General features: G+C 46.7%; 25 protein-coding genes. 15 read left to right on the top strand and 10 right to left on the bottom strand.

Annotated elements, in window-relative coordinates:
* Positions 1-94 precede the first annotated feature (94 nt).
* From MJZ26_06730 to MJZ26_06720, 3 genes are all read left to right on the top strand, one after another.
* Complete coding sequence (locus MJZ26_06730; protein ID MCQ2105470.1) at positions 95-1,297, top strand: hypothetical protein; 1,203 nt, start codon at positions 95-97, stop codon at positions 1,295-1,297.
* A 50-nt stretch (positions 1,298-1,347) separates the two neighbouring features.
* Positions 1,348-1,869, top strand: a complete 522-nt coding sequence (locus MJZ26_06725; protein MCQ2105469.1) for an SAP domain-containing protein — start codon at positions 1,348-1,350, stop codon at positions 1,867-1,869.
* A gap of 106 nt (positions 1,870-1,975) precedes the next feature.
* Positions 1,976-2,911: a hypothetical protein gene (locus MJZ26_06720; GenBank protein ID MCQ2105468.1), complete on the top strand. Its 936-nt coding sequence runs from the start codon at positions 1,976-1,978 to the stop codon at positions 2,909-2,911.
* Positions 2,912-2,966: 55 nt separating this feature from the next.
* Here MJZ26_06720 and MJZ26_06715 read toward each other — a convergent pair whose 3' ends face one another.
* The 3 genes from MJZ26_06715 to thrS all read right to left on the bottom strand — a co-directional run bounded on the left by MJZ26_06715 (position 2,967) and on the right by thrS (position 5,658).
* Complete coding sequence (locus MJZ26_06715) at positions 2,967-3,347, bottom strand: PIN domain-containing protein (protein ID MCQ2105467.1); 381 nt, start codon at positions 3,345-3,347, stop codon at positions 2,967-2,969.
* Complete coding sequence (locus MJZ26_06710; GenBank protein ID MCQ2105466.1) at positions 3,347-3,616, bottom strand: type II toxin-antitoxin system VapB family antitoxin; 270 nt, start codon at positions 3,614-3,616, stop codon at positions 3,347-3,349. The genes MJZ26_06715 and MJZ26_06710 overlap by 1 nt, the downstream gene beginning before the upstream one ends.
* Before the next feature lie 104 nt (positions 3,617-3,720).
* Positions 3,721-5,658: a threonine--tRNA ligase gene (gene thrS, locus MJZ26_06705; GenBank protein MCQ2105465.1), complete on the bottom strand. Its 1,938-nt coding sequence runs from the start codon at positions 5,656-5,658 to the stop codon at positions 3,721-3,723.
* A gap of 415 nt (positions 5,659-6,073) precedes the next feature.
* On the opposite strand from thrS, the gene MJZ26_06700 reads away from it, so the two are divergent.
* The 7 genes from MJZ26_06700 to MJZ26_06670 all read left to right on the top strand — a co-directional run bounded on the left by MJZ26_06700 (position 6,074) and on the right by MJZ26_06670 (position 10,338).
* Positions 6,074-6,334, top strand: a complete 261-nt coding sequence (locus tag MJZ26_06700; GenBank protein ID MCQ2105464.1) for a type II toxin-antitoxin system RelB/DinJ family antitoxin — start codon at positions 6,074-6,076, stop codon at positions 6,332-6,334.
* Entirely contained in the window at positions 6,334-6,612 is a 279-nt protein-coding gene (locus MJZ26_06695) for a type II toxin-antitoxin system YafQ family toxin (GenBank protein ID MCQ2105463.1), read from the top strand. The genes MJZ26_06700 and MJZ26_06695 overlap by 1 nt, the downstream gene beginning before the upstream one ends.
* Before the next feature lie 179 nt (positions 6,613-6,791).
* Positions 6,792-7,061 (top strand): hypothetical protein, encoded by a 270-nt coding sequence (locus MJZ26_06690; protein MCQ2105462.1) that lies wholly within the window; start codon positions 6,792-6,794, stop codon positions 7,059-7,061.
* Positions 7,062-7,084: 23 nt separating this feature from the next.
* On the top strand, positions 7,085-7,726 hold the full coding sequence (locus tag MJZ26_06685; protein MCQ2105461.1) for a CatB-related O-acetyltransferase: 642 nt from the start codon (positions 7,085-7,087) through the stop codon (positions 7,724-7,726).
* A 382-nt stretch (positions 7,727-8,108) separates the two neighbouring features.
* Positions 8,109-8,342, top strand: a complete 234-nt coding sequence (locus MJZ26_06680; GenBank protein MCQ2105460.1) for a hypothetical protein — start codon at positions 8,109-8,111, stop codon at positions 8,340-8,342.
* A gap of 60 nt (positions 8,343-8,402) precedes the next feature.
* A complete protein-coding gene (locus tag MJZ26_06675; protein ID MCQ2105459.1) occupies positions 8,403-8,777 on the top strand; it encodes a hypothetical protein in 375 nt (124 codons plus the stop codon).
* Between the two features lie 136 nt (positions 8,778-8,913).
* Entirely contained in the window at positions 8,914-10,338 is a 1,425-nt protein-coding gene (locus MJZ26_06670) for an AAA family ATPase (GenBank protein ID MCQ2105458.1), read from the top strand.
* A gap of 27 nt (positions 10,339-10,365) precedes the next feature.
* Here the strand turns inward: MJZ26_06670 and MJZ26_06665 are convergent, their stop codons facing one another.
* Positions 10,366-11,121 (bottom strand): plasmid pRiA4b ORF-3 family protein, encoded by a 756-nt coding sequence (locus tag MJZ26_06665; protein ID MCQ2105457.1) that lies wholly within the window; start codon positions 11,119-11,121, stop codon positions 10,366-10,368.
* Between the two features lie 11 nt (positions 11,122-11,132).
* Entirely contained in the window at positions 11,133-12,302 is a 1,170-nt protein-coding gene (locus MJZ26_06660; GenBank protein MCQ2105456.1) for a glycoside hydrolase family 16 protein, read from the bottom strand.
* A 29-nt stretch (positions 12,303-12,331) separates the two neighbouring features.
* On the opposite strand from MJZ26_06660, the gene MJZ26_06655 reads away from it, so the two are divergent.
* Complete coding sequence (locus MJZ26_06655; protein MCQ2105455.1) at positions 12,332-13,663, top strand: MATE family efflux transporter; 1,332 nt, start codon at positions 12,332-12,334, stop codon at positions 13,661-13,663.
* Positions 13,664-13,756: 93 nt separating this feature from the next.
* The gene (locus tag MJZ26_06650; GenBank protein ID MCQ2105454.1) at positions 13,757-14,788 is read left to right on the top strand and encodes a glycoside hydrolase family 11 protein; all 1,032 of its coding nucleotides are present in this window, start codon (positions 13,757-13,759) and stop codon (positions 14,786-14,788) included.
* An 83-nt stretch (positions 14,789-14,871) separates the two neighbouring features.
* Here MJZ26_06650 and ybaK read toward each other — a convergent pair whose 3' ends face one another.
* Positions 14,872-15,375 (bottom strand): Cys-tRNA(Pro) deacylase, encoded by a 504-nt coding sequence (gene ybaK / locus MJZ26_06645; GenBank protein ID MCQ2105453.1) that lies wholly within the window; start codon positions 15,373-15,375, stop codon positions 14,872-14,874.
* A gap of 6 nt (positions 15,376-15,381) precedes the next feature.
* Entirely contained in the window at positions 15,382-15,552 is a 171-nt protein-coding gene (locus MJZ26_06640; GenBank protein ID MCQ2105452.1) for a DUF3820 family protein, read from the bottom strand.
* A 79-nt stretch (positions 15,553-15,631) separates the two neighbouring features.
* On the opposite strand from MJZ26_06640, the gene MJZ26_06635 reads away from it, so the two are divergent.
* On the top strand, positions 15,632-16,471 hold the full coding sequence (locus MJZ26_06635; GenBank protein ID MCQ2105451.1) for a Gfo/Idh/MocA family oxidoreductase: 840 nt from the start codon (positions 15,632-15,634) through the stop codon (positions 16,469-16,471).
* Positions 16,472-16,613: 142 nt separating this feature from the next.
* Here MJZ26_06635 and MJZ26_06630 read toward each other — a convergent pair whose 3' ends face one another.
* Complete coding sequence (locus MJZ26_06630) at positions 16,614-19,085, bottom strand: glycogen/starch/alpha-glucan phosphorylase (GenBank protein ID MCQ2105450.1); 2,472 nt, start codon at positions 19,083-19,085, stop codon at positions 16,614-16,616.
* A gap of 198 nt (positions 19,086-19,283) precedes the next feature.
* On the opposite strand from MJZ26_06630, the gene MJZ26_06625 reads away from it, so the two are divergent.
* Together MJZ26_06625 and MJZ26_06620 are read left to right on the top strand one after the other, a co-directional pair.
* Positions 19,284-20,399: a histidine phosphatase family protein gene (locus tag MJZ26_06625; protein ID MCQ2105449.1), complete on the top strand. Its 1,116-nt coding sequence runs from the start codon at positions 19,284-19,286 to the stop codon at positions 20,397-20,399.
* A gap of 33 nt (positions 20,400-20,432) precedes the next feature.
* Positions 20,433-21,182 carry an NAD-binding protein gene (locus tag MJZ26_06620; GenBank protein MCQ2105448.1) on the top strand — a complete coding sequence of 250 codons (750 nt, stop codon included), beginning with the start codon at positions 20,433-20,435 and terminating at the stop codon, positions 21,180-21,182.
* Positions 21,183-21,282: 100 nt separating this feature from the next.
* On the opposite strand, the gene MJZ26_06615 is transcribed toward MJZ26_06620, so the two are convergent.
* Both MJZ26_06615 and MJZ26_06610 read right to left on the bottom strand, forming a co-directional pair.
* Positions 21,283-22,482, bottom strand: a complete 1,200-nt coding sequence (locus MJZ26_06615) for an NAD(P)/FAD-dependent oxidoreductase (GenBank protein MCQ2105447.1) — start codon at positions 22,480-22,482, stop codon at positions 21,283-21,285.
* Positions 22,475-22,666: a 4Fe-4S binding protein gene (locus MJZ26_06610; GenBank protein MCQ2105446.1), complete on the bottom strand. Its 192-nt coding sequence runs from the start codon at positions 22,664-22,666 to the stop codon at positions 22,475-22,477. Before MJZ26_06610 ends, MJZ26_06615 begins: the two co-directional genes overlap by 8 nt.
* Positions 22,667-22,682: the final 16 nt, after the last annotated feature.

Here is a 22,682-nt window from a genome sequence, read left to right as displayed (position 1 = left end):
GAGGATCATCTAGCAAGGCTGCCTAAATGCTTCCACACATGTTGATGATGCCTCTGAGAAATGTTTAATTGTTCTTATAAAGAAGATATCTTTTTTGGTTGTATCTCTTTTATCTGTACAACTGGCTTTTGCTGATGGCAATCATGTTATTGATAGTTTGAAACTTGAAATGGAAAAAACGGTTGTTGAGCAGGATTGGCAAAATTTAAATAAGGTTATGTGGTCCCCAGGTTGGAATGTAGAAAATGCGCCGAATAACTTGGATTTTAAAGGTGCCATTAAGTTAGCTTATACATTTTATAAAGAATATAAGGAATGTAAGCCTGTTTTAGAACAAGGTGAAAATACTCATAGATGTGTCAATGTTGTATTGGAAAATTGTAGAGGGCTAGAGTCTCGAACGCATCTTTTTTCAAAGTCGTTCAAGTCTAAAATAGATGCAGATATTAAGGAAATGAAAGAACTTGCCCAAAAGACTCGTGATCAAGAATTGAATAGAGTTCGAGAAAAGAATAGAAAGGAAAATGAATGGCGACGAATTGGAATTCGTCCTTCTGAGGTGAAACATTGGGAAGAATTAGGCTTGAATGTTGAATCTGCAGAAGAATGGCTGGAACAGCATCAATCGTTATACGATATAAAGGCTTGGCTCAAAAACGGTGTTGCTACTGTAGATTCTGCAAAGTTATGGATCGGATTGGGTGTGACATCTCGTAATATTGATAAATGGGCCTCTATAGGATTGGAACAAACTGCGGAGTGGCTTACTGTTGCTAGTCCAGAAACCGATGTGTCTGTTTACGTTCAGGCTGGTGCTAATCCCAAAAACTTAAAAGGATGGTTGGATCCGTCATATTCGTGGGGGGTAGAGAACTTTTCTGAAAGTGTTTCCTATGAAGATGTCTCGTTTTTTAATAAGAACGAAGTTCCTCCCTCATTTGCAATAGCGATGAAAAGTCTAAACTTGAAAAATAATGAAATTGCAAGACAGTGGAAAAATGTTAAAAAACAATGTAAGATTATTTATCCGTTGGAAAATTTGCAAAGTGAGAATCCGTATGCAACGAAAGGTAAATGCTATGAGTATACGGGAACTTCCATTCAATTGTTGTCAAAAAATTCGGGGCTTTTTGATGGCGAAGTGTTATCTTTTGTATCTGTATCTAGTGGTATAATTCCGAAATCTGTAGTTGGTATTGTTAAAAGTTCTGGAGCTTACATTTATAAATCAACAAGAGGTGCTAAAGAAACCGTTCCTAATTTGAAATTGATTCAGTTTGTTCCTTATGTTGATTGATTTTGGGGGCAAATGGTTGAATTATTATTTAGTTACAAAAAGGAGCTAGAATGACTTTCGCTGTTGTCTTTGCTGTAATCATCGTTGTTTTATCTTTTTTTGTGTATTTGAAAAAAAATAAATATGATGGTAAAGATGAATTCCTTCAGCAGGAATATGTTGCTCCTAAATCCATTCGAATATCACATAAGGAGAATGTTTCAGAGAAAACGAAATTTGAAGGTTGTATAGATGCGTCGGGTTTGTTTCCGATAGAACTTTTAGTTTTGCTGCATGCTCCCGAATACTATGTAAACGAAAAGAATTATCCAAGTTTTTGGAGCTATAAATATAATCTTGGGAATGTAAGTGTTGTTTTGGAAAAACTTGTACAAAAGGGTTTTCTAAAAAAAGAGACTAATCTTGAGTTGAATTTAAGTGATTTAAAAATATCAGATTTAAAACTCGTATTAAAAAATCGTTCGTTGCCTGTATCTGGAAAAAAAGAAGAAATAATTAGAAGAGTTTTGCAAAATGTTTCGTTGGATGACTTGGATAAATCATTGACAAAAACAACGTTACCTACGAACTGAAAAGGGCGAGACATCATTAAAAAATGCTCCTTATGTAGCTTATTTTGACAAACATTCTTTTGGAGTTTCCCTTTCTGAAATCAGCTCTTTTGTACATAAGAAGCCTTTGGCTAACTTTAAGGATGGGTTTCTTGAATTTCTTGAGAATGACGTAAAAAAACATGAACGAAAAGGCGATTACGGTTTGTGCCGAAATGCCAAATGGTCTTTGATGGAATTTTATAAAACTGAAAATCGTTTGGCAGAAGCGTATTCTGTTCTGCTTGAAATAATTTTTATAGATATAAATGATTTTCTTGGCAATGGTTTTGAAAAGGATTCTCTCCAAATAAATATTGAATATTTTTTTATGAGAGATTCTGCTATGGCCATTCCTCATGCGGCTTTTGAGTTGATGGATTTCTTTCAATCGTCATTGAACATTTCTGATGAACAATTACGCCAAGATATGGCGAATCTTTGGTTCAGTTTCAAGATTCCATATCATGTGCTAAGTGTTGGTGACTGTATTGAAATTTATTTTTCTCAAAAAAAGGATGAATTGAGCAAAATTAAAGAAATTTATTCTGTTCGTAAATTTCAAAATTTAGTGGAAGAAAACGGTACAAAGTCTTTAGTAATCGGACAATTAGAGAGAGGGTACAAAAATTTGCGTGTTGCGCAAACTGCTTCAGACTCTAAGGATTATTTGCGATCCCGTTTAAGCTTTATGAAAAGTGTTGAATCGTTTAAACAGATAAATGCCGTAGTAGAGTTAGAGAAAGTCACAGAAATGTACAAGAAGTTTGTGATGACTGATCCCGTGTTCAAAGACTTAGCTGTTGTTTTGGTGGAAAAAATAAAGAAAAATCCGGGTATTTTACAATCTGATATAACAAGCCAAATGGAGCCGGGTGATTGGGGCTCTCTGTATGATTGTGACCGTCCTGTTGCTAAAGAAGATGTATATTATGCTTTGTATTTTGCGGATGAATTTGGCATAATTGCCCGAAAAAAGAAGGGGCGAACGTATGAATTGTTCGTCAAAGAACATGAAAAATGAAGGTCTACTATTGGTTGTGTCGTGAGACTCTCAATTTTGTTTTATGAAAGTGTTCTCATCCCTCAAAAATTTTGAGGGGCCTAAATTGACTCATTAGCTTGAAATGTTTGTCCAGGGAATACAACTCCATGTCGTTTTGCTCGGCATTCTGGACAATCATCAAATCAGGGATTCCGACTCGATTTACTCCATGCTTTAAATTTTCTGTTTGCATGGATATAAGCTGAGACCAATCGATGTTCATTGCTTCCTTGGGAACTTGCAAGAGCAAATGTTCCAGTTCTGTCTCTTTTCTATGACGAATGGATGGGACTAGTTCCGTGAGAATCAAATCATTTACACAGACTTTTCCTGAATCAATTAGTGAGTCTAAATGCGTGGAATTGATTCCGTTGTGAAAATAATCTATCCATACAGAAGTATCGACAAGAACCATTAAATTCGTCCTCGCATAGAATCCATATCAATGTTGAGGTCGACTTTCCCTTTAAACTTTTTTAATCCTGCGATGGATTTTGTTTTCAGCAGATTTTCCAAAGCGAAAACAACCACATCATCTTTTGATGTGATTTTGGTGACGACCATAGCTTCTTCAAGAAGTCTCTCGGGAATTTCTAGAGTGGCAACCATAAGTACCTCGCTTTCTTTCGCTTTAATATACATATATAGAACACAAAAGTCAAATGATGAAGGTTTGGCTTTCACGGACAAATCAAAAAAAGCAGGCTCTTTCGAGTCTGCCTTTTTAATGCTGGATTCCCGCTTTCGCGGGAATGACAATGCGAAGGTCGGGAATGACAATGCGCTAACTAGCGAACGACCTTGCGGTCATCGGCTGTCATATCCAAGAAGGCCTGAACAGTCATGCTGCCCTTGTCACCTTCTTTTCTCTTGTTCACAGAGACAAGTCCTTCGTTCATTTCCTTTTCACCTACAATAATCTTATAGGGGATTTTCTGGAGTTCGCACTGACGGAACTTGTAACCAAGCTTTTCGTTGGATTCGTCGATGTCGCAGCGGACGCCGGCGTTTACCAGTTCGCGTTCCACCTTGTGGGCGTATTCAGCGAACTTTTCGGAGATGGGGAGGACGCGTGCCTGGACCGGAGCGAGCCACAGCGGGAAATCGCCCATGAATTCTTCGATGAGGATGCCCAGGAAGCGTTCGATGGAACCCACGGCTGCGCGGTGCAGCATAACGGGGATGTGCTTCTGGTTGTCCTTACCCACATATTCTGCACCAAGGCGCTGGGGCAGGTTGAAGTCCACCTGGATGGTACCGCACTGCCAATCACGGCCGAGGGAATCCTTCAGGGTGAATTCAAGCTTCGGGCCGTAGAAGGCGCCTTCGCCCGGGTTCAAGATGTAGTCGAGGCCAGCAAGCTTGGTGGCTTCTTCGAGAGCGGCTTCAGCCTTGTCCCAAAGTTCGTCAGAACCCACGCGGCGTTCCGGACGGGTGGAGAACTTCACCACGATGGAATCGAAACCGAAGTCGTGGTAGATTTCCTTCACGAGAGCGCAGAAGTCTGCCACTTCGGAAGCGATCTGTTCTTCGGTACAGAAGATATGAGCGTCATCCTGCACGAAGCCGCGGACGCGCATCAAACCGTGCATGGTACCGGCAGGTTCGTAACGGTGGCACTTACCGAATTCAGCAAGACGCATCGGGAGATCACGCCAGCTGCGGAGGCCGGTGTTGAAGATCTGAATGTGGCAGGGGCAGTTCATGGGCTTCACAGCCATTTCAACGTCGCCAGCCATGGTCTTGAACATGTTTTCGTTGTACTTGTCGGCGTGGCCGGACTTGATCCACAAAGTCTTGTTCACGATTTCCGGAGTAATCACTTCCAGGTAGCCACGACGGTCGATCTTACCACGGATGTAGTCCTTGAGGGCGTTCACCATCTTGGTGCCGTTGGGGTGCCAGAACACCATGCCAGGAGAATGGTCTTCAATGTGGTAGAGGTCCATTTCCTTACCGATGCGGCGGTGGTCGCGCTTTTCGGCTTCTTCAAGGAACTTCAAATAGGTTTCCAGGCCTTCCTTGTCGGCAAAGCAGGTGCCGTACACGCGGGTCAGCTGGTCGCTGTTCTGGTCGCCGTGCCAGTATGCACCTGCGAGGGAGAGCAGCTTGAAGGACTTCAGCTTGCCAGTGCTGGGAACATGAGGACCTGCACAGAGGTCTTCCCAGTTCTTGCCCGGTTCGCCGTTTGCATAGAAACTCAGGGTGCCGTCGGCGCCTTCGCGAGCCAGAGCGCGTTCAGCGTTGTCGGTCTTGTACTTGTCGCCAGCGGTGCGCTTCAGGCCTTCTTCACCGGAAACAACCACGCGAGTGAACGGGCGGTCTTCCTTGATGATTTCCTTCATGCGCTTTTCGATCTTTTCGAAATCGGACTGCTGAAGCGGGGTCGGTGTCATCAAATCGTAGTAGAAGCCCTTTTCGACTGCGGGACCGTAAGCGAGCTTGGTGCCCGGGAACAGGTCGCAGATGGCTTCTGCCATCACGTGGCTGCAGGAGTGGCGCAGCAGCATCAAGCAATCCGGATCGTCATTGTTCGGAGTGATGATCTTGAAAGCGCCATCTTCGGTAAGGGGGCGGGAGAGGTCCAGGACCTTGTCGCCCAGCTTTACGCCGAGAGCCTTGCGTGCGAGGCCTTCAGAAATGCTCTTTGCTACTTCGAGGCCGGTGGTGCCAGATTCAACGGTACGTACGCTGCCATCGGGCATGGTGAGGTTGATTTGAGACATAATAATTTTCCTTTTTGGGCAGTTCTTGCCCGGTTCCGCAGAAATACGACATCTGACGGTGCGGCCAAACATAGAATTTGAAGAGCGTCGTGGCAAACGGATTTACTGGTTTGACGTGACTGAGCCATGCTAAATGCACTCGAAGAGAGCCAATTAGGAATTATGAATTATGAGAGAAAAAGAGGGTGGAGAATGTGTGTTTTTGCGAGTTGTTTTTTGTATTTTCTCCACTGACATGCGATGGTTGCAGAACTGTTCTGTAACAAGCCGTATTTCTTATATCGAGGCTCATGCTCTCCTTATGAAAATACGGCTTTTTTTGTTTGTTGCGCAATAAATCGTGATGACAAAGGATTGATTTGTAATGACAAATAATGTAACTTTAAGCCGTAGAACAAAAATAAAGGATATTTCTATGGCTACTTTGCAACTGCGCGTGGATGACGAACTGAAGGAAAAGTCTGATAAGCTTTTCCAGTCTTTGGGAATGGATACATCCACCGCGATCCGCGTTTTTTTGAAGTTCGCTGTAGAGTATAACGGTATTCCGTTTGAGGTCCGCCACAAGCCGGACCTTTCCTTGGAGCGAGCTGTTGCCGATAGTCGAAATGGTGAAAATCTTCATGGACCGTTCGCAACCGCCGAGGAGGCCGTTGCGTCGATGCTGGAGGATTAGTGTACAGCATCGTCTATACGAACCGCATGAAACATGACGCCAAACTGATGAAAAAACGAGGCAAGGACATGGGCAAACTGGTAGCTGTACTAAATAAGTTAGCTGCAGGAGAAACTCTGCCGGAGTCAAATCGCGACCATCAGTTGACAGGATCCTTGAAAGATTTTCGTGAATGCCATATAGAACCTGACTGGCTGCTGATGTATCAAATCATTGAAAACCGGCTGGTGTTATCCGCGACCGCAACAGGCTCCCATTCGGATCTGTTTGGAAGATAGCGTATTCTCAATGCAGTCTCCCTGCAGGAAAATGTCGTGGGAACTGTTGAGGGCCAATTCATTCATTCCCCCTAAATTAGGCACGAAAAAGGCGCCCCACAATGGAGCGCCAAACTATGCCAAAAGACACCAAAATTTATTTTTTTTCTAAAGACAAACCCTAACTAGGTGCTTATAAAATGATTTTGGAAGAAATTATCAATTCCGATAAGTTTATTCAATGGACTAGGAAAACTGGTTATGAAATCGGGATAATGATTCCGACGGGCTTTTGGATTGAACGCAATATTGGGAAAGGTAAAGAGTCTCTGGAACTGCGTGAAGAGGTGAAGTTTGACGATTTCTTAAATGCTTTGAATCAATCTGTTTTGGAAGGAAATGATCAAATAGCAGCCTTTTTAATAAAACAGAGAAAAAGACATAAAGATCAAGATGGGCTTGTCCTGTAATTGTTTTTTGTGAGGAATGCGTAATGAAAAACGGAAAAGAGCCAAATCCGAATACCGTGCATCCTATCGCCGGTTATGAGAAAGAAATATATGTGAGACCAACAATTAAGAATCCGAATATTATTGTTGGCGAGTTTTCTTATATTGCTGATTCTGAATTTGAGAGTCATGTGACGAACTTCTACCCGTGGAGCAGAGACAAACTGATTATCGGCAAGTTCTGCCAAATTGCATCAGGTGCAGAGTTTATGATGAATGACGCAAACCACCAGATGAGTGCGGTATCTACTTTTCCGTTTTATACACTTGAAGGCTGGGACATGGAGGCTCCAAATCCGAATGATATGCCGTTTAAGGGAGATACTGTTATAGGGAATGATGTCTGGATCGGGCAGGATGCGACCATCCTTCCGGGAGTACATATCGGTGATGGAGCCATCATCGGCGCAAAGAGCGTAGTTGGAAGCAATGTGGAACCTTATACGATTGTTGCAGGAAATCCTGCGAAACCTATACGTAAGAGATTTGATGATGAATTGATTCATCTGTTGCTTGAATGGAAATGGTGGGATAAAACCATTGAAGAAATTAACAGTCTGATTCCGATACTGACATGTTGCGACCTTGATGAAGTTAAAACAGAAATAAAATCAAAACTGAAATAAGAACATGCCCTCCCGGTCATCAGAAATGGTGACCAGGAGGGCTTCTTCGTGCCGGTATTCAGTTTTATATGGGCTATTTTGATGCCTGGATAAATCTTAGATGACATGAAATAAAAAAAACGAGTTTTTCAGGGGAAACTCGTCAAAAAAACAGCCGCCCAAGTCTCAAGGACGAACCCTGTATAAGACCCCGACTTTATAGAATTCCCTTACGGGCCTATACGTTGCAGCACTGCATTTAAAGTGCCACGTCATTCCATAATATAGTAAAAAAAACGCTAGGGCTTTGGCGGCGAATATCAAGGAAACATCGTTGCCCCCCCCCTTGTTTCCCGTGGCAGATTGTCTTACCTTTAGTAAGTAAATGTAAGGAGTTAAGATTTTGTCGGCTAAAATAACCACAAAAGATCAAATTATCATGTCTGTGAATGCTCAAATGGAACTTGGGTTTCAGGAGTGGGCCTTGATTAACGTTTTGCTTGGAAAATCTTATGCGGATGAATTGGATGAATGGCGTCGTGATTTCGATGTGGTTGACGATAACGTTTCCAAAATATTGAATAGAAAGTCTCGGGAACTGCCCAATATCAAAAAGGTTTCAAAAATTTGGGGATAATGATGGTTGCGCCATCTCTACGGTTACATTTCAGGGACTGCAAATGGGTATGGAGACCTTATGAAAATTTTGTATTGGAAAAAGCCCGTTGAGGAAGACTTTGCTGTAGAAAGTCCAGCGAATTTAGATGAGATAGAGTCTTTCGTTGTTTCTGAACTTATTCGCAACAGGATTAAATTTGATGGGGATTATCATCAGTATGGCGAATTGGGTGCGCCCGTTATCGAATTGGATTCTGGAACGCAGTATGTGTATACAACAACCTGGCGCCATTGGGGACGTTTAACTGCAGATGTCTGGAACCAAATTGAAAAGGCCCAGAAATACGATTACATCGATTTTTACATGATGTACAATGAGGATATGCTTTTGCCTGATGGGACCGTTTTGCATCGCCCGGCGTTAGAGCCTAACTGGAAATTTTTGAAATTGTAGGCAAATTTGCTAAAAAAATGAGATATTTTTCGCCAAAACTCTGCTTTTTAATGACTTTTGGCGAAAATCGTGCGTGTTTTTCGCCGAAACTCTGCTTTTTGATGACTTTTGGCGAAAATTTATGTAAATTATAGTCATGAGTCTTATTGGAAGAAATGCTGAAATTGAACTACTGGAACGCTATGTTGCCTCTGCAAACGCCGAGTTTATTGCCCTCTATGGGCGACGTCGAGTGGGCAAAACGTTCCTGGTGAATCAGGTTTTCAAGGGGCGATTTACCTTTGCCATGACAGGCGTTCTTGACGGAAGCAAGGAAGAACAGATGGGCGCTTTTGTGGATGCGCTGGATTTGTTCGGGTTTGAATGCAAAGAACGACCTGAAAACTGGATGGCTGCTTTTACGGTGCTTCGCAAGTTTTTAATGCACAAGGTTTCTTCTGGTGAGCCATGTATCGTTTTCATTGATGAAATTCCTAGTCTAGATACGCAGGGTTCGGGCTTTGTCAATGCACTTGGACATTTTTGGAACAGCTGGGCATCTAACCAGGATAATTTCAAACTGATTGTTTGCGGTTCTGCAACATCATGGATGGTCAAGAACCTGATCGACAGCAAGGGCGGGCTGCATAACCGGATTACCCATGAAATCAAATTGAAACCGTTTACTCTTCAGGAGACCGCTGAGTATTTGCAGTCAAGAAATTTTGCATGGTCCCGACTGCTGGTTTTGCAAACTTATATGTTTACTGGTGGAGTGGCCTATTATCTTAGCTTGCTTGACGAATCCGAAAGTCTTGCACAAAACATCGACCGTCTTTACTTTGCAGAAAACGGCGAGATGCGCCGCGAATACAAACGCCTTTTCAAAACATTGTTCAGCTCTGCCGCCCCCTACATGCGCCTTGTAGAAATTCTTGCACGGAAAAAGGAAGGCTTGACCCGCAAGGAAATCATTGCAGAAACGAAAAGCGAAAAAGGCGGAACACTTTCGGAACAACTCCAGAATTTGGAAGAGTGTGGCTTTGTTCGCAAGTTCATGATTAGGGAAAAGAAAGTGGTTAAGGAAAACGGGGGAATCTATCAGCTTGTAGATCCGTTTACTTTGTTCCATCTGTATTTTGAAGGCAAGGCGAAGGGCGACACACGTTATTGGGAGAATCACATCAACACTCCTGTTGTGAACACGTGGCTGGGCATGGCTTTTGAAAAGGTCTGCCTGCTTCATGTGGTACAGATAAAGGCGGCTCTCAAGATTGCCGGAATCTCCACACAACAGTATTCCTGGCGTAGCAAGGATGCTGAAAATCGCGCCCAGATCGACTTGATTATTGACCGTGCCGACGGAATGATTAACTTGTGCGAAATAAAGTATTCTGAAACGGATTATAGCCTTAGCGAAGTTGAGTTCCAAAAAATTGAACGTCGTTTTGCCGCGTTCGCCAATGAAATAGGATCTCGTAAGGGCATATTCAAGACGCTCATTACAGCAGGTCCCGTGAAGAAAAATCAGTACACGGAGTCGCTGCCAGTGAAACTTACTTCGGATTGTCTGTTTGCGTAAATTGATATTGAGGGAAAAAATTTCCCGTTACTCTAGCTGCGACTCGTAACAGTCCTCTTGGCATTCGATGGCGTCAAGGATTCCTCCGTTTACCTCGTCAACATCGAAATCCAAAATGTCTTCTAGATCCTCACCGAACCAATCCAGTTCATCTTCGCTTAGATAGGCATCGCTAAGGTCTACTGTAGCTTCGTTAGTTTTAGGGAATTTTTCTACGAGATCTTGCAGTGCCCATGGGCCTCCGCAATCTTCGATGATTCCTCTAATTTTTCCTTTCAGAACAAGGGGGAGGTCCTCTTTTGCATAGGAGTCTTCGTCAAGAATTTTTTCCAGAACAATTTTGAATTCCCAACCGTCACCGAAGTCGTAATCCAGTCGGGCCTTGTCCTTGACATTCTTGAATACTTCGGCGACCTTGAAGTTTCGGATGTCTTTGAACTCTCGTGAAAGTTCCTCGTTGGGGAGCTCGTAATAGGTTTCCTTGCTGAACATGGAAAGATAATCGGAATTAAGCATCAAGTTCAATGCTTCGTGGGCGTTCTTCTGACTCTTGAATCTTTTGAACAGGTTCTTCACGTCAATAATGTTGTTTTCTCTGACTGATTTTATTTCGTTTTTGTCTTTTTCAACTACTAAAGAAAACAAATGTTCGTATTGGCAGCCGAACATGTGCATGATTGCGTATGCGAAGTGTGAAAGCTTCATGTCGCTTGAAGCAACAAAGCGCCTCCACATGCGAGGCTTGAAATTCTTTAACTCTGCTACGAATTGGTAAATTGCCATAAAAACCTATTTTAATTCTTATAAACTCTAATATAGTCCACAATCATTTCGTTGGGGAACTGGGCTTCGTCAATGTCGAAGCCGGGCCATTGACCGCCTACGGCTACGTTCAAAATAAAGAAGAAGTTCTTGTGGAACGTTCCCATTTCGCCAGAGGCATCTTCGATACCGATTTCCTGATACTTGAAATCATCCACGTACATGGCGATGGATTTTTCGTTCCATACAGTCTTGTAGATGTGGAATTCGGTGATGTCCATGGGGTAGGTGGTGCCGTAGTATTCCCTGGTGCTGTTGCCGTATTCCGCATGTTGGCCTTCGTGGGACCAGTGATGGGTGCCGTACACCACACTTTCGTCGTTGACGGCTTCGATGATGTCCACTTCGCCGCAGAGGGGCCAGCTTGCGTCATCGATGTTGGCGCCAAGCATCCAGAAGGCGGGCCAGATGCCTTTACCCACAGGTAACGCAATGCGGGCTTCAATGGTACCGTAGGCGAAGTCAAATTTTCCCTTGGTGACAATGCGGGCAGAGGTGTATTTCTTGCCACCGAAATTGTTTGCGATGGCGGCTGCGTCGGTTTCCAATGCGGCACGGATGTGAAGGTAGCCGTCTTTCACGTAAATGTTTTCGGCGCGGTCGGTGTAGTACTGCTGTTCGTTATTGCCCCAGCCCCATTCGCCGGTACCGATTTCGTAACTCCAGGTGTTCAGATCAAGAGCGTCGCCCTGGAAGTCATCTGACCAGAAGGCGGCGGGGTCTGCGGGAGTGTCGCTCGGAGAGTCATCGGTGGCTGCAACAGAACTGCTGGAATACTCTTCGACGGTTGTGCTACTTGTTGGTGTTGCTTCGGAATTGCAAGATCCCTCGCTGTTGCTCGGGATGACACTTGAAGAGCTGCCCGGGATGGCGCTTGAGGAACAGCTCGGAATGACTCCCGAGGAACTGCTCGGAACGATTGGATCGTCGTCGGGGGCGACACTAGAGGAACTGTCCGCGACGACACTGGAGGAAGAACTTTCCACAATTTCAGTAACAGAACTGGAACTTTCGGGTGTTACAATGCTGGAGTCTTGCGGATTGTCTGCAGGGGCCGCGCTGTTCGAGTCAGAGGAACAAGAAGTGAGGATTGCGCATGCCGCTGCGACTGTAACAAATGGTATTCCGAATTTCTTGAACATGCCTTGAATATAAACTATATTTGGCCTCCATGCAAATCCAGCTGTCCGATCATTTTGATTATTCCAGGCTTTTGCGCTTTACGCTGCCATCTATTGCCATGATGGTGTTTACTTCCATCTATAGCGTAGTGGATGGTTATTTTGTATCTAATTACGCAGGAAAGCAACCTTTGGCTGCTGTGAACATGGCCTGGCCTGTGATTATGATGCTTGCCGCAGTGGGAATGATGTTCGGTACGGGCGGAAGCGCCCTCATTGCCGCCGCTCAAGGGCGAGGCCGCAAGCAGCGTGCGAACGAATATTTCTCCCTCATTGTCTATGTGGTTGTTGTCTTGGGCTTTGTCCTTCTGGGGGCAACCTGGTTTCTGATGGAACCTATCATGAGGTTGTTGGGTGCAGAGGGTGGCCTTCTTACCGAAAGTGTGTTTTACGGTCAGGTTTGTCTCATTGGTCTACCTGCCTTTATTATGCAGATGCTGTTCCAGTCCCTTTTCATTACTGCAGAAAAGCCTCAGTTGGGTTTCTATGTGACGGTGGGCGCGGGCGTTGCCAATATGGTTCTGGACTGGGTGCTCATTGGCCTGCTGGGCATGGGGTTGTTTGGAGCAGCCCTTGCAACGGACATTGGATTTGCCATTGGTGGCTTGATTCCTCTGTTTTATTTCGCTAGGAAAAATTCCAGTACGTTGCAGTTGGGTAGAACCAGTTGGAAACCGCATGCCCTTTTGAAGGCTAGCTTTAACGGCTGTTCCGAAATGCTGTCGGGAATCACATCGTCCGTGGTGACCTTGCTTTATAATTTCCAGTTGCTGCGCTACGCCGGCGAAAATGGCGTTGCAGCCTTCAGCGTCATCATGTACGTGACCTTTATTTTCTTTGCGCTATTCATTGGATTTAGTAGTGGTGTGGCTCCGGTGATTTCTTATCACTTTGGGGCCCGCAATAAGGATGAACTCCGTAGCCTTCTAAAACGCTGCGCCGTAATTATAGGTTGCTCAGGCTTGCTCCTCTTTGCTATTGCTCAATTGTCTGCCCCCTTGCTTTCCCGGATTTTTGTTGGCTACGATGATGTTCTTTGCAACATGACCGTTTATGCTTTTCGCATAGTCTGTTTTACTTTCTTGATTTCTGGATTCAATATTTTTGGCTCCTCGTTATTCACGGCTTTGAATAATGGCTTTATTTCGGCAACCATTTCAACGAGTCGCTCCGTTATTTTTGAAGCGGGTTCAGTGTTACTGTTCCCCTTGCTTTTTGGCTTGAATGGCATCTGGTTTGCCTGCTGGGGTACGGAACTTGCCGCATTGACCATGACCATATTCTTCATCATCCGAAAGCGGAAAACTTACGGCTATCTATAGCCCATAGGTATTCCAAATTGGAATAATGTGGCGGGAGCATTGGACCCAAAAGCTTTCCGATTGTTGTAAATTAGTAGCCAAAAGGATGTGTCTATGAAGTCTATTATCAAATTTGGCTTGGCTGCTGCTTGCGCCATGGCTACTACAACGTTCGCTCAGACCCAGGATTTCTGCAATACCACAACCCATAGTGGTACAAAAATCGAAACTTCAAAAAATGTCGTGGGCAGCTTCACTAATGGAATTGGTTATGAACTTTGGAATGAAGGCGGCAACGGTGGTTCCGCTACATTCTATGATGATGGTTCCTTCAACTGTCAGATGACTGGCGCAAAGGATTACCTTTGCCGATCTGGTCTTTCCTTCAACAGCGACAAGACTCATGAAGAACTCGGTCACATGAAGGCTGACTTTAAGCTGGTGAAGAATAACCTTTCTGGCATCGACTATTCCTACATCGGTATTTACGGTTGGACCCGCGAACCGCTGGTGGAATGGTACATTGTAGACAATACCGGCAGTGATTGGATGCCGGGTGATTGGGTTGCCCAGGGGGCCTCCGCCAAGAAACATGGTGTGTTTGAAATCGATGGTGCTCAGTACACTGTTTATGAAGGCGACCGAACTTCTTATTCCATTGATGGCGACAACACTTACTTCAAACAGTATTTCAGTGTTCGTAAGACAAAACGTGATTGCGGTACCATTGACATCTCCGCTCATTTCAAGAAGTGGGAAGAGCTGGGCCTGGAAATGGGTAAGTTGCATGAAGCCAAGATTCTTGGCGAAGCCGGTAGTACTAGCGGTGCAAACGCAAAGGGCGAATACGATTTCCCCTATGCCAAGGTTTACATCGAAGGTGCCGAAACACCTGAGGAATCCAGCTCTTCTGTGGAACCGATTGTTTCTGAATCCAGCAGCTCCAGCACAGATGCAATCCATAGTGTCCGTCTGATGGCTGCAGGCAGCAATGTGCAGTATGTCTTTGATGTTCAGGGCAAGTTCCTTAGTACCTTCGAAACAGAAAACAATGAGTCCCTGATAGAAACCTTGAAGGTAAGATTTAACTCCGGTGTTTACCTGGTAAAGCAGGGCAACGTAATCAAGAGTGTTACTGTGAAGTAATCTCTGCTGGTTCTTGAATAAATTAAAAGCCTCTCCTTTTTCGGGAGAGGCATTTTTGGTATGAACAGTGAAACTAAAATTCGTTAGTCCTGGGGAGCTTCCGGCGGAACGCGGGCGATGGAGCCTACGGTTGCACGACAAGCCTTGATCAAGTCTGCAGGAGCGATTTTCAACTGCAGCCCGCGTTCTCCGGCGCTTACGTAGATGTAGGGAAAGTTGTTGCAGGTCTCATGCATAAAGATGGGAAAGTTTTTCTTGAGACCCAGGGGACTGCAACCGCCGCGAATGTAACCTGTAAGCGGAGTCAAATCCTTCAGCGGTACCGTTTCGATTTTCTTGTTGCCGCTTACCTTGGCCGCGCCTTTCAAGTCTACTTCCAGATTGCCCGGCACCACGCACATGAGGTAGCCGATCTTGTCTCCATGAACAAGGATGGTCTTGAAAACCTGATTGATGTCTTCGCCAAGGGAGTCTGCCACATGCTGTGCGCCCAAGTCGTTTTCATCCACTACGTAAGGGATGAGTTCGTAGGAAATCTTCTGCTTGTCGAGAATTCGTGCGACGTTGGTCTTCTTAATTTCTGCCATATATCCTTACCTTTTCAAAGGCTCCAATAAATATTCTAATCCATTAACCTTTATTTCATAAAGGGTTCCTAGAAGTTCGCCAAGATGACCTTTGGGAAAGCCCTTGGTGTGGTACCAGACTACGTAAGGTTCCGGCAAGTCGCATAAACGAACTCCTTGATATCGTCCGTAGGGCATGGTCGTGTTGGCAAGTTCTACTAGAATTTCTGGACTCACGCTGAAAAAATAAAATCTATTTGTTAAATATGGAATGAATATGAAAAACTACAAAGCCATTTTAATTGGAAACGGCACCATGGGTAAACGCCATCGCTCCCGTTTTGAGGCAAATGGCGTTCTATTTACAGAGGTTCTCGATGTGGACGCTATGGAAGCATTGCGTCAAGGTTGTTGGGAACGTCCAGATTTTGTAGTGATCGCGTCTCCGGCAACGTCCCATTATGAATACGCGAAGTTCTTTCTGGAACGAGGAATTTCTGTTTTTGTGGAGAAACCTCTAGCGGTATCTGCCGCAGAAGCCCGAGAATTGCTGGAACTTTCGGAGAAGAACAACATCCTCCTTTTTGTTGCGCAGTCGGAATGTTTCAATCCGATCTTCCTGAATTTTAGAACTCATTTTATGACGGAACTACGACGCGGGAAAAAGCCCCGCTTGGAATTCCGCAGGGAACACGGCTTTACGGAACGTTGCCGCGACGTGGATGTTTCCCTGGATATTTTGGTTCATGACCTGAGCATGTTCTTGACTATGTTCAATTTTGATGATATTCAGGTTGAAAATTACAAGAACCTTGGCAACAGGGCTGTTATGACTATCGAGGTGTGCCGGGGTGAGTATGCAGGCGTTGTTGCTGATTTTATCGTAGACAGAAACAGCGCGAATGATGTTCGTACAATCTCTGTGGTGTTTGATGATTCCTGTTATTCTGTCAGCTTGGCCAATTATTTGCCCAATGGTGAAATTGCCCATGTTCCAGATTCCCTGGATAATGAACACAAGTTTTTCTTGAAGCTTTTGGTTGGCGCTTGTCGCGAGTGGGGTAAACGATCTGCCCGAATTGCGGCTCAAGTCGTGCAACTGGTAACCGCCCACTAAAAATAACAGCGTAAAAAAGCCCCGCGGTTCATAAACCGCGGGACTTTTAGTAGCGAGCCGTGAGTAATGAGTTCCGAGTTTAAGTTAGGCGCCTACGGCGCGATTCTTTCGCTCATGGCTCATCGCTGATAGCTCATTACTATTACAGCTTGATGCTGCAGCCCTTAACGTTCCAGATTTCCTTAGCGTACTGGTCGATAGTACGGTCGGAGCTGAACTTGCCCATGCGAGCTACGTTGAGGATTGCCATTTCTGCCCAGTGCTTCTTGTCCTGGTAAGCTTCTGCAACCTTAGCCTGCATGTCGACGTAGCTACGGAAGTCTGCGCAGAGCATGTACGGGTCGTGGGTCAGGAGCTTGTCGGCAATGTGCTTGAACAGGTCCGGACGATCCGGGCTGAAGAAGCCGGAGCCGATCAGGTCGATCACGCGACGGAGATCGTCGTCGGATTCGTAGAAGTCGCGAGGACGGTAGCCCTTGGCGAGGAGTTCGGTAACTTCTTCAACGGTGAGACCGAAGATGAAGATGTTTTCGTCACCCACTTCTTCCTTCATTTCGACGTTAGCGCCATCGAGAGTACCGATGGTGAGAGCGCCGTTGAGAGCGAACTTCATGTTACCGGTACCAGAAGCTTCGGTACCTGCAGTGGAGATCTGTTCGGACAGGTCTGCTGCCGGGATGATCTTTTCTGCGAAGGAAACGCGGTAGTTTTCCAGGAAGACCATCTTCAGCTTGCCCTTGCAGACGGGGTCAGCGTCGATGATGGCGGCGACAGCGTTAGCAAGACGGATGATCTGCTTTGCCATCCAGTAACCAGGAGCGGACTTACCACCGATCATGATGGTACGCGGCATGATTTCCTTGCCGTCCTTCAGCTGGATGTACAGGTGGATGGCGTGGAGGATGTTCAACAGCTGGCGCTTGTATTCGTGAATACGCTTGACCTGCACGTCGAAGAACATGTTGGTGTCGAGGTCCACGCCCTGAGTTTCCTTCAGGTACTTGGCCAGACGTTCCTTGTTCTGCTTCTTCACGTCCATGAAAGCCTTCTGGAACTTGGCATCCTTGGCAAACTTTTCGAGCTTGCGGAGATCGTCCAGATCCTTAACCCAGGATTCACCAATCTTGGAGTTGATGAGTTCGGACATAGCCGGGTTAGCCTTGCGGACCCAGCGACGAGGAGTAACACCGTTGGTCTTGTTGTTGAACTTTTCAGGCCACAGTTCGTAGAAGTCCTTGAACAGGGTGGTCTTCAGAAGGTCGGAATGCAGAGCTGCCACACCGTTCACAGCGTAGGAACCTACGATGGAGAGGTATGCCATGCGGATCATCTTGCAGCCGCCTTCTTCGATGAGGCTCATGCGGGCGAGGCGGTCGTTGTCGCCAGGCCACTTCATGCTGACCATGCGGAGGAAGCGTGCGTTGATTTCGTAAATGATCTGGAGATGACGGGGGAGGAGCTTTTCGAAGAGGCTGACGGGCCACTTTTCAAGAGCTTCCGGCATCAAGGTGTGGTTGGTGTAAGCAAAGGTCTTGATAACGATTTCCCATGCTTCATCCCATTCCAGGTTTTCTTCGTCAAGAAGAATGCGCATCATTTCGGCGATGGAAATTGCCGGATGGGTGTCGTTCAGCTGGATGGCAACCTTGTCGGAGAAGACCTTCCAGTCGTTGCCGTGGGTCTTCTTGAAGCGGTTGATGATGTCCTGCAAGGAAGCGGAGCAGAGGAAGTACTGCTGCTTGAGGCGCAGTTCCTTACCGTTCATGGAGGAGTCGTTGGGGTAGAGAACCTTGGAAATGGTTTCGGAAAGTTCCATGTCCTGCACAGCGGCGATGTAGTCACCGTTGTTGAAGTAGGAAAGGCCGAAGTCGTCGGTGGACTTGGCGCTCCAGAGGCGCAGGTTGTTCACGGTGTTGTTCTTGTAACCCGGAATCGGAGTATCGTAGGGGAGAGCAAGGACGTAGTCCTTGGTTTCCCAACGGTTGCGGAGCTTGCCGTTTTCGTCGGTCCAGCTTACAACGTAGCCGTAGAACGGAACCTTGATTGCGTTTGCCGGGCGAGCGATTTCCCAGGGGTTGGGGAGGCGCAGCCAGTTATCCGGCTGTTCTTCCTGTTCGCCGTTCACGATCTTCTGGCTGAACATACCGTATTCGTAGCGGATGCCCATACCCATAGCCGGGAGTTCGAGAGTTGCCATGGAGTCGAGGAAGCAAGCTGCCAAGCGACCGAGACCGCCGTTGCCGAGACCTGCATCAACTTCCTGTTCGCGAAGTTCTTCAAGAGTCATGCCGACTTCGTCGAGAGCTTCCTGAACTGCGGATTCAACGTCGAGGTTCAGCACAGAGTTGCCGAGGGTACGGCCAATCAAGAATTCCAGGGAGAGGTAGTAGACGCGCTTTACGTCCTTTTCGTAGTAGGTTTCCTGGGTCTTGATCCAGCGGTCAACCAGACGGTCACGGACTGCGTAAGCGACAGCCAGGAACTTTTCGTGGTCGGTCACAGTATCCATACCGCGGGCGAGGGTATGGTTGATATGGTCGGTAAATGCCTTGCGGAATGCCTCAGCGTCGGTGCCGAGTGCCGGAGCGGCAGTTTTCTTGGTAGTCTTTGCCATAAGAATTCCTATGGGTTAGGGTTTAAAATTTTCGTGTGTAAGTTTAGAAAATTTTACGGAACTTTACAATGTTTTTACGGCCGTGAAAGCCAATATTATGATGTAATTCACACAACTGAAGCCCCGCCCTATAATTTTTTACCAGCTTTGTAAAGAGAAAAAGTTAGATTAGGAAAGTATTTGTAAAAAAGGAATGATATGCTCAAACCGTTTTGCTCCCTGAAAAGTTTGAAGACCATGGCCTTCGGCCTGGTTACCTTGTCCGCCATAGGTATGTTTGCCGCCTGCGGAGACGACTCCTCTAGTCCGGCTGCTCCTGGCGCCCCTGTAGATCCCGGAGTATCCTCTTCTAGCGTTGCCGCTGATCCCAATACCCCGATTACGGATCCCGTTCCGGGTTCCAGCTCCACGGATGAGCAGGTACCTCCTGCCGATGACCTAGACGACAATGGCAATCCCGCAGGTCCTTTTGATCAGGAAGTTTCTTCCTCTGGATCTGCTACGGATGTTACCCCTGGTGTAGCTGGCGGCCCCTATAACGGAACACCTGCTGCAATTGCTGCAACTCCCGATGCAGACGGTTTCTACTACATCGCAGATGTCTACAAGGCTGTTCCTGCCACAAGCAAAATCGCCTTTGTGATTCGTCACTCTGAACGTCAGTCCTGCGAAAGCCAGGAATCCAAGTTGACTCCCGAAGGAATTGAACATGCCAAGGCTCTTGGTGCAGACATCGGCGGCGATGAACCGTTCTACTACACATCCACCGACTTTATCCGTACTCGCGAAACCGCAAGCAACATTGCGGCCGGCCGTGGCGAAACTGCAGAAGTCGTAACCTGGGATGCAATCAATGGCGGCTACTTCCTGAAGGTTCCCAGTTCCGAATTCGATGAACTGGTTGGCAAGCGTGGTGGCTCCTGGAAGAACATGTCCCAGTTCATCTATGAAGCACCCATTACCAACGCCTATGTGGCTCAGCATATTGGTGAATACGTTTACGATGTGATGCCTCGTGGTGACCAGTTCATTAAGGAAGTGGTTCTGGACAACATGGCCAACTGGAAGCGCGTCAGTGTTCTTGTTACCCATGATGTGCTGATCGAACCTTTGATTGTCTATGCAACCAACAGGAACATCGATTTGAAGTTCTATGAAAGTCAGCGCTGGGCCAACTACATGGCCGGCGTGGCTGTCGTTGTTGACGCCGCTGGCGCTGTTTCCCTGTACCCGGTCCGCGGTTATGAAGTGGGCTGGATCGGAGCAACGAAGTCTACTTCTACTTGTCCCGAAGACGAAGCTGCTGCGCAATAATTGCGCAAGCGTACTCCGCATCAAAACCTAGCTATGAAAGTTGCTGTTCTAGGCTCCACTGGCTTAGTTGGAAAAAACGTGATCAAGCTCCTGACCCGTCTGGACCAGGTTGTTCGGGTTTATTGCCCGGTGCGCACGTTACCCGGCGAGAATGGCTCTGCTGATCTTGCCTCCATGGGTGTTGTGCAAGGCGCGTCCAAGCTGGATTTTGAGGTGGTCGACTTTTCCGCGATGGGGGAGTCTGGCGAAGGAAATGCAAAAATTCGCGCGGGGTTCCTTGGTTGCGAAGCCGTAATCTGCTGCCTGGGTACGACCATAAAGCAGGCTGGCAGCAAGGCTGAACAGGAACGCGTTGATACAAGATTGCCCTTGACTTTGGCGGCACTGGCCAAGAGGGTCGGGGTCAAGAATTTCCTTTGTGTCAGTGCCCAAGGCGCCGATTCCCATTCGCCGTTTTTCTACAATCGATTAAAGGGAATGCTGGAAGACGGCCTTACCATGATGAACTTTGAAAGTCTGACCTTGGTGCGTCCATCCTTGTTGCTAGGAAAGCATAAGGATAAGCGCCTTGGCGAAGAACTTATGCAGAAACTTTTCGGAACCCATCCGGAGTGGCTGCCCAGCTTCTTTAGACCCGTTCATGCGGAGACCGTTGCCGCCCACCTGGTGACATCCTTACTGCGTCCGCCTACGGATCATGTGTGTGCAAGCGATGGCGTGAAGGGAAAACGAATTATCTACAATCGTGTACTTGCAAAGACCAAGGTTGACCAGCTGTTTTAGGACGAAGTTGGACTAGGATTTCAAAAATGAAAAGGCCTCCCGTAGGGGAGGCTTTTTCGTTAAGCTTAATTGGAATCGTGTGGATTACCTACACCTTATATTACTTGAACTTTGCGAACTTGTACAGGTACTTGGCTGTCTGAATGGGTGTCTTTAGGAAAGCACTCTTCTTGTATCCGCTTAGGGCGAATCCTTGCAGAACCTTGTAAAGACCAACCTGGTCTTCGCGATTCATTTCAAGAAGGAACCTGCGGAACTTGTACTCGAAATCGTGCATTTTGCCAAAGTAGTCGTAGCAACGTTTTTCGTAGGTCTTGAGGAACTGCTTTGAGAGGTTGCCGGACTTGAATCCTTCATCGACGGTTTGTGCGCAGAAACGGCCCGCTCGCATTGCGGCTGCAATGCCGCCGCCTGTCAGCGGATTGGTGTGATGGGCGGCGTCGCCCACCAGGGCGAAGCGGTCCAGAGTGTAGTCCTTCAGTGTGCTGCTGACAGGAATAACACCGCCGACTACATGATCGATTTCTGCACCAGGGAACAGTTTGTTCAACCATTCCATGGTGACGTCGTAAATGTTTTCATCCTTATGGGGAATCAAAAATCCTGCACCGAACTTGGTCATGTTGGACTTCTGCTTCGGGAAACTCCAGATGTACCCGTCGTTGATAAAGTCGTGACCCTGCCAGAAGGTCAGATAGTCGGGCTTTGTGAGCATGCCCTTCACGTGGAAGTCGATACCTGTACAGGTAAGGCCAGGTTTCTGCAGACTGTCGAGACCGACCATGCGACCAATGCGACTTTCGACGCCATCTGCGGCAATGACCATCTTTGCACGGATTTCCTGCGTGGTTTCTTCGGTGACAGATCCGTTTCCGTTTCCCTTACCGAGTGCGACACGTACAAGGCGGGTGTCGCCTTCTACGTCTCCGACATAGGTTGCGCGTGCGCAGGTGACGACCTCAGCGCCATCGTCGGCGGCCAGCTTGGCCAGCCACGGATCGAACTTTTCTCGATCCAGCATGATGCCGGTACCGGGCTTGGGTACTTCGATGTTTACGCCATTGGGTCCATAGATGTAAAGGCCGTTGATAATGCTTTCGATGCAGCTTTCGTCAATGGGGCCGTATGTCTGCAAGTCTTCCAGGTTGGTGCTGGCTTCGCCACAACGTACCGGATAACCGATACGTTCGCGTTTTTCCAGAAGGAGAGTCTTGTAGCCGGCTCGGGCTACATTGCGGGCGGCCACAGATCCGCCGGGACCGGCGCCGATAACAACCACATCATACTGATTATCAAGCATCGTTCACCTCCTGAATAGAGAGTGCGCCTACAGGGCAGGTGCGGGTGCAAAGTCCACAGCGCACGCATTTTTCGTAATCGATCTGTAAATCTAGACCAATCATGTCCAGGGCCAGCTTATGGCAAACGCCGACACAGCCGGCACACCTTAAGCACTTGGTTTTATCGTGAACGAGTTTTTTCATAATCTGCAATATATAA

It is taken from the genome of Fibrobacter sp., assembly GCA_024398965.1.
Taxonomy (GTDB): Bacteria; Fibrobacterota; Fibrobacteria; order Fibrobacterales; family Fibrobacteraceae; genus Fibrobacter.
The sequence above is the reverse complement of the archived record's forward strand: the minus strand, read 5'-3'. Positions and strand labels throughout refer to the sequence as shown.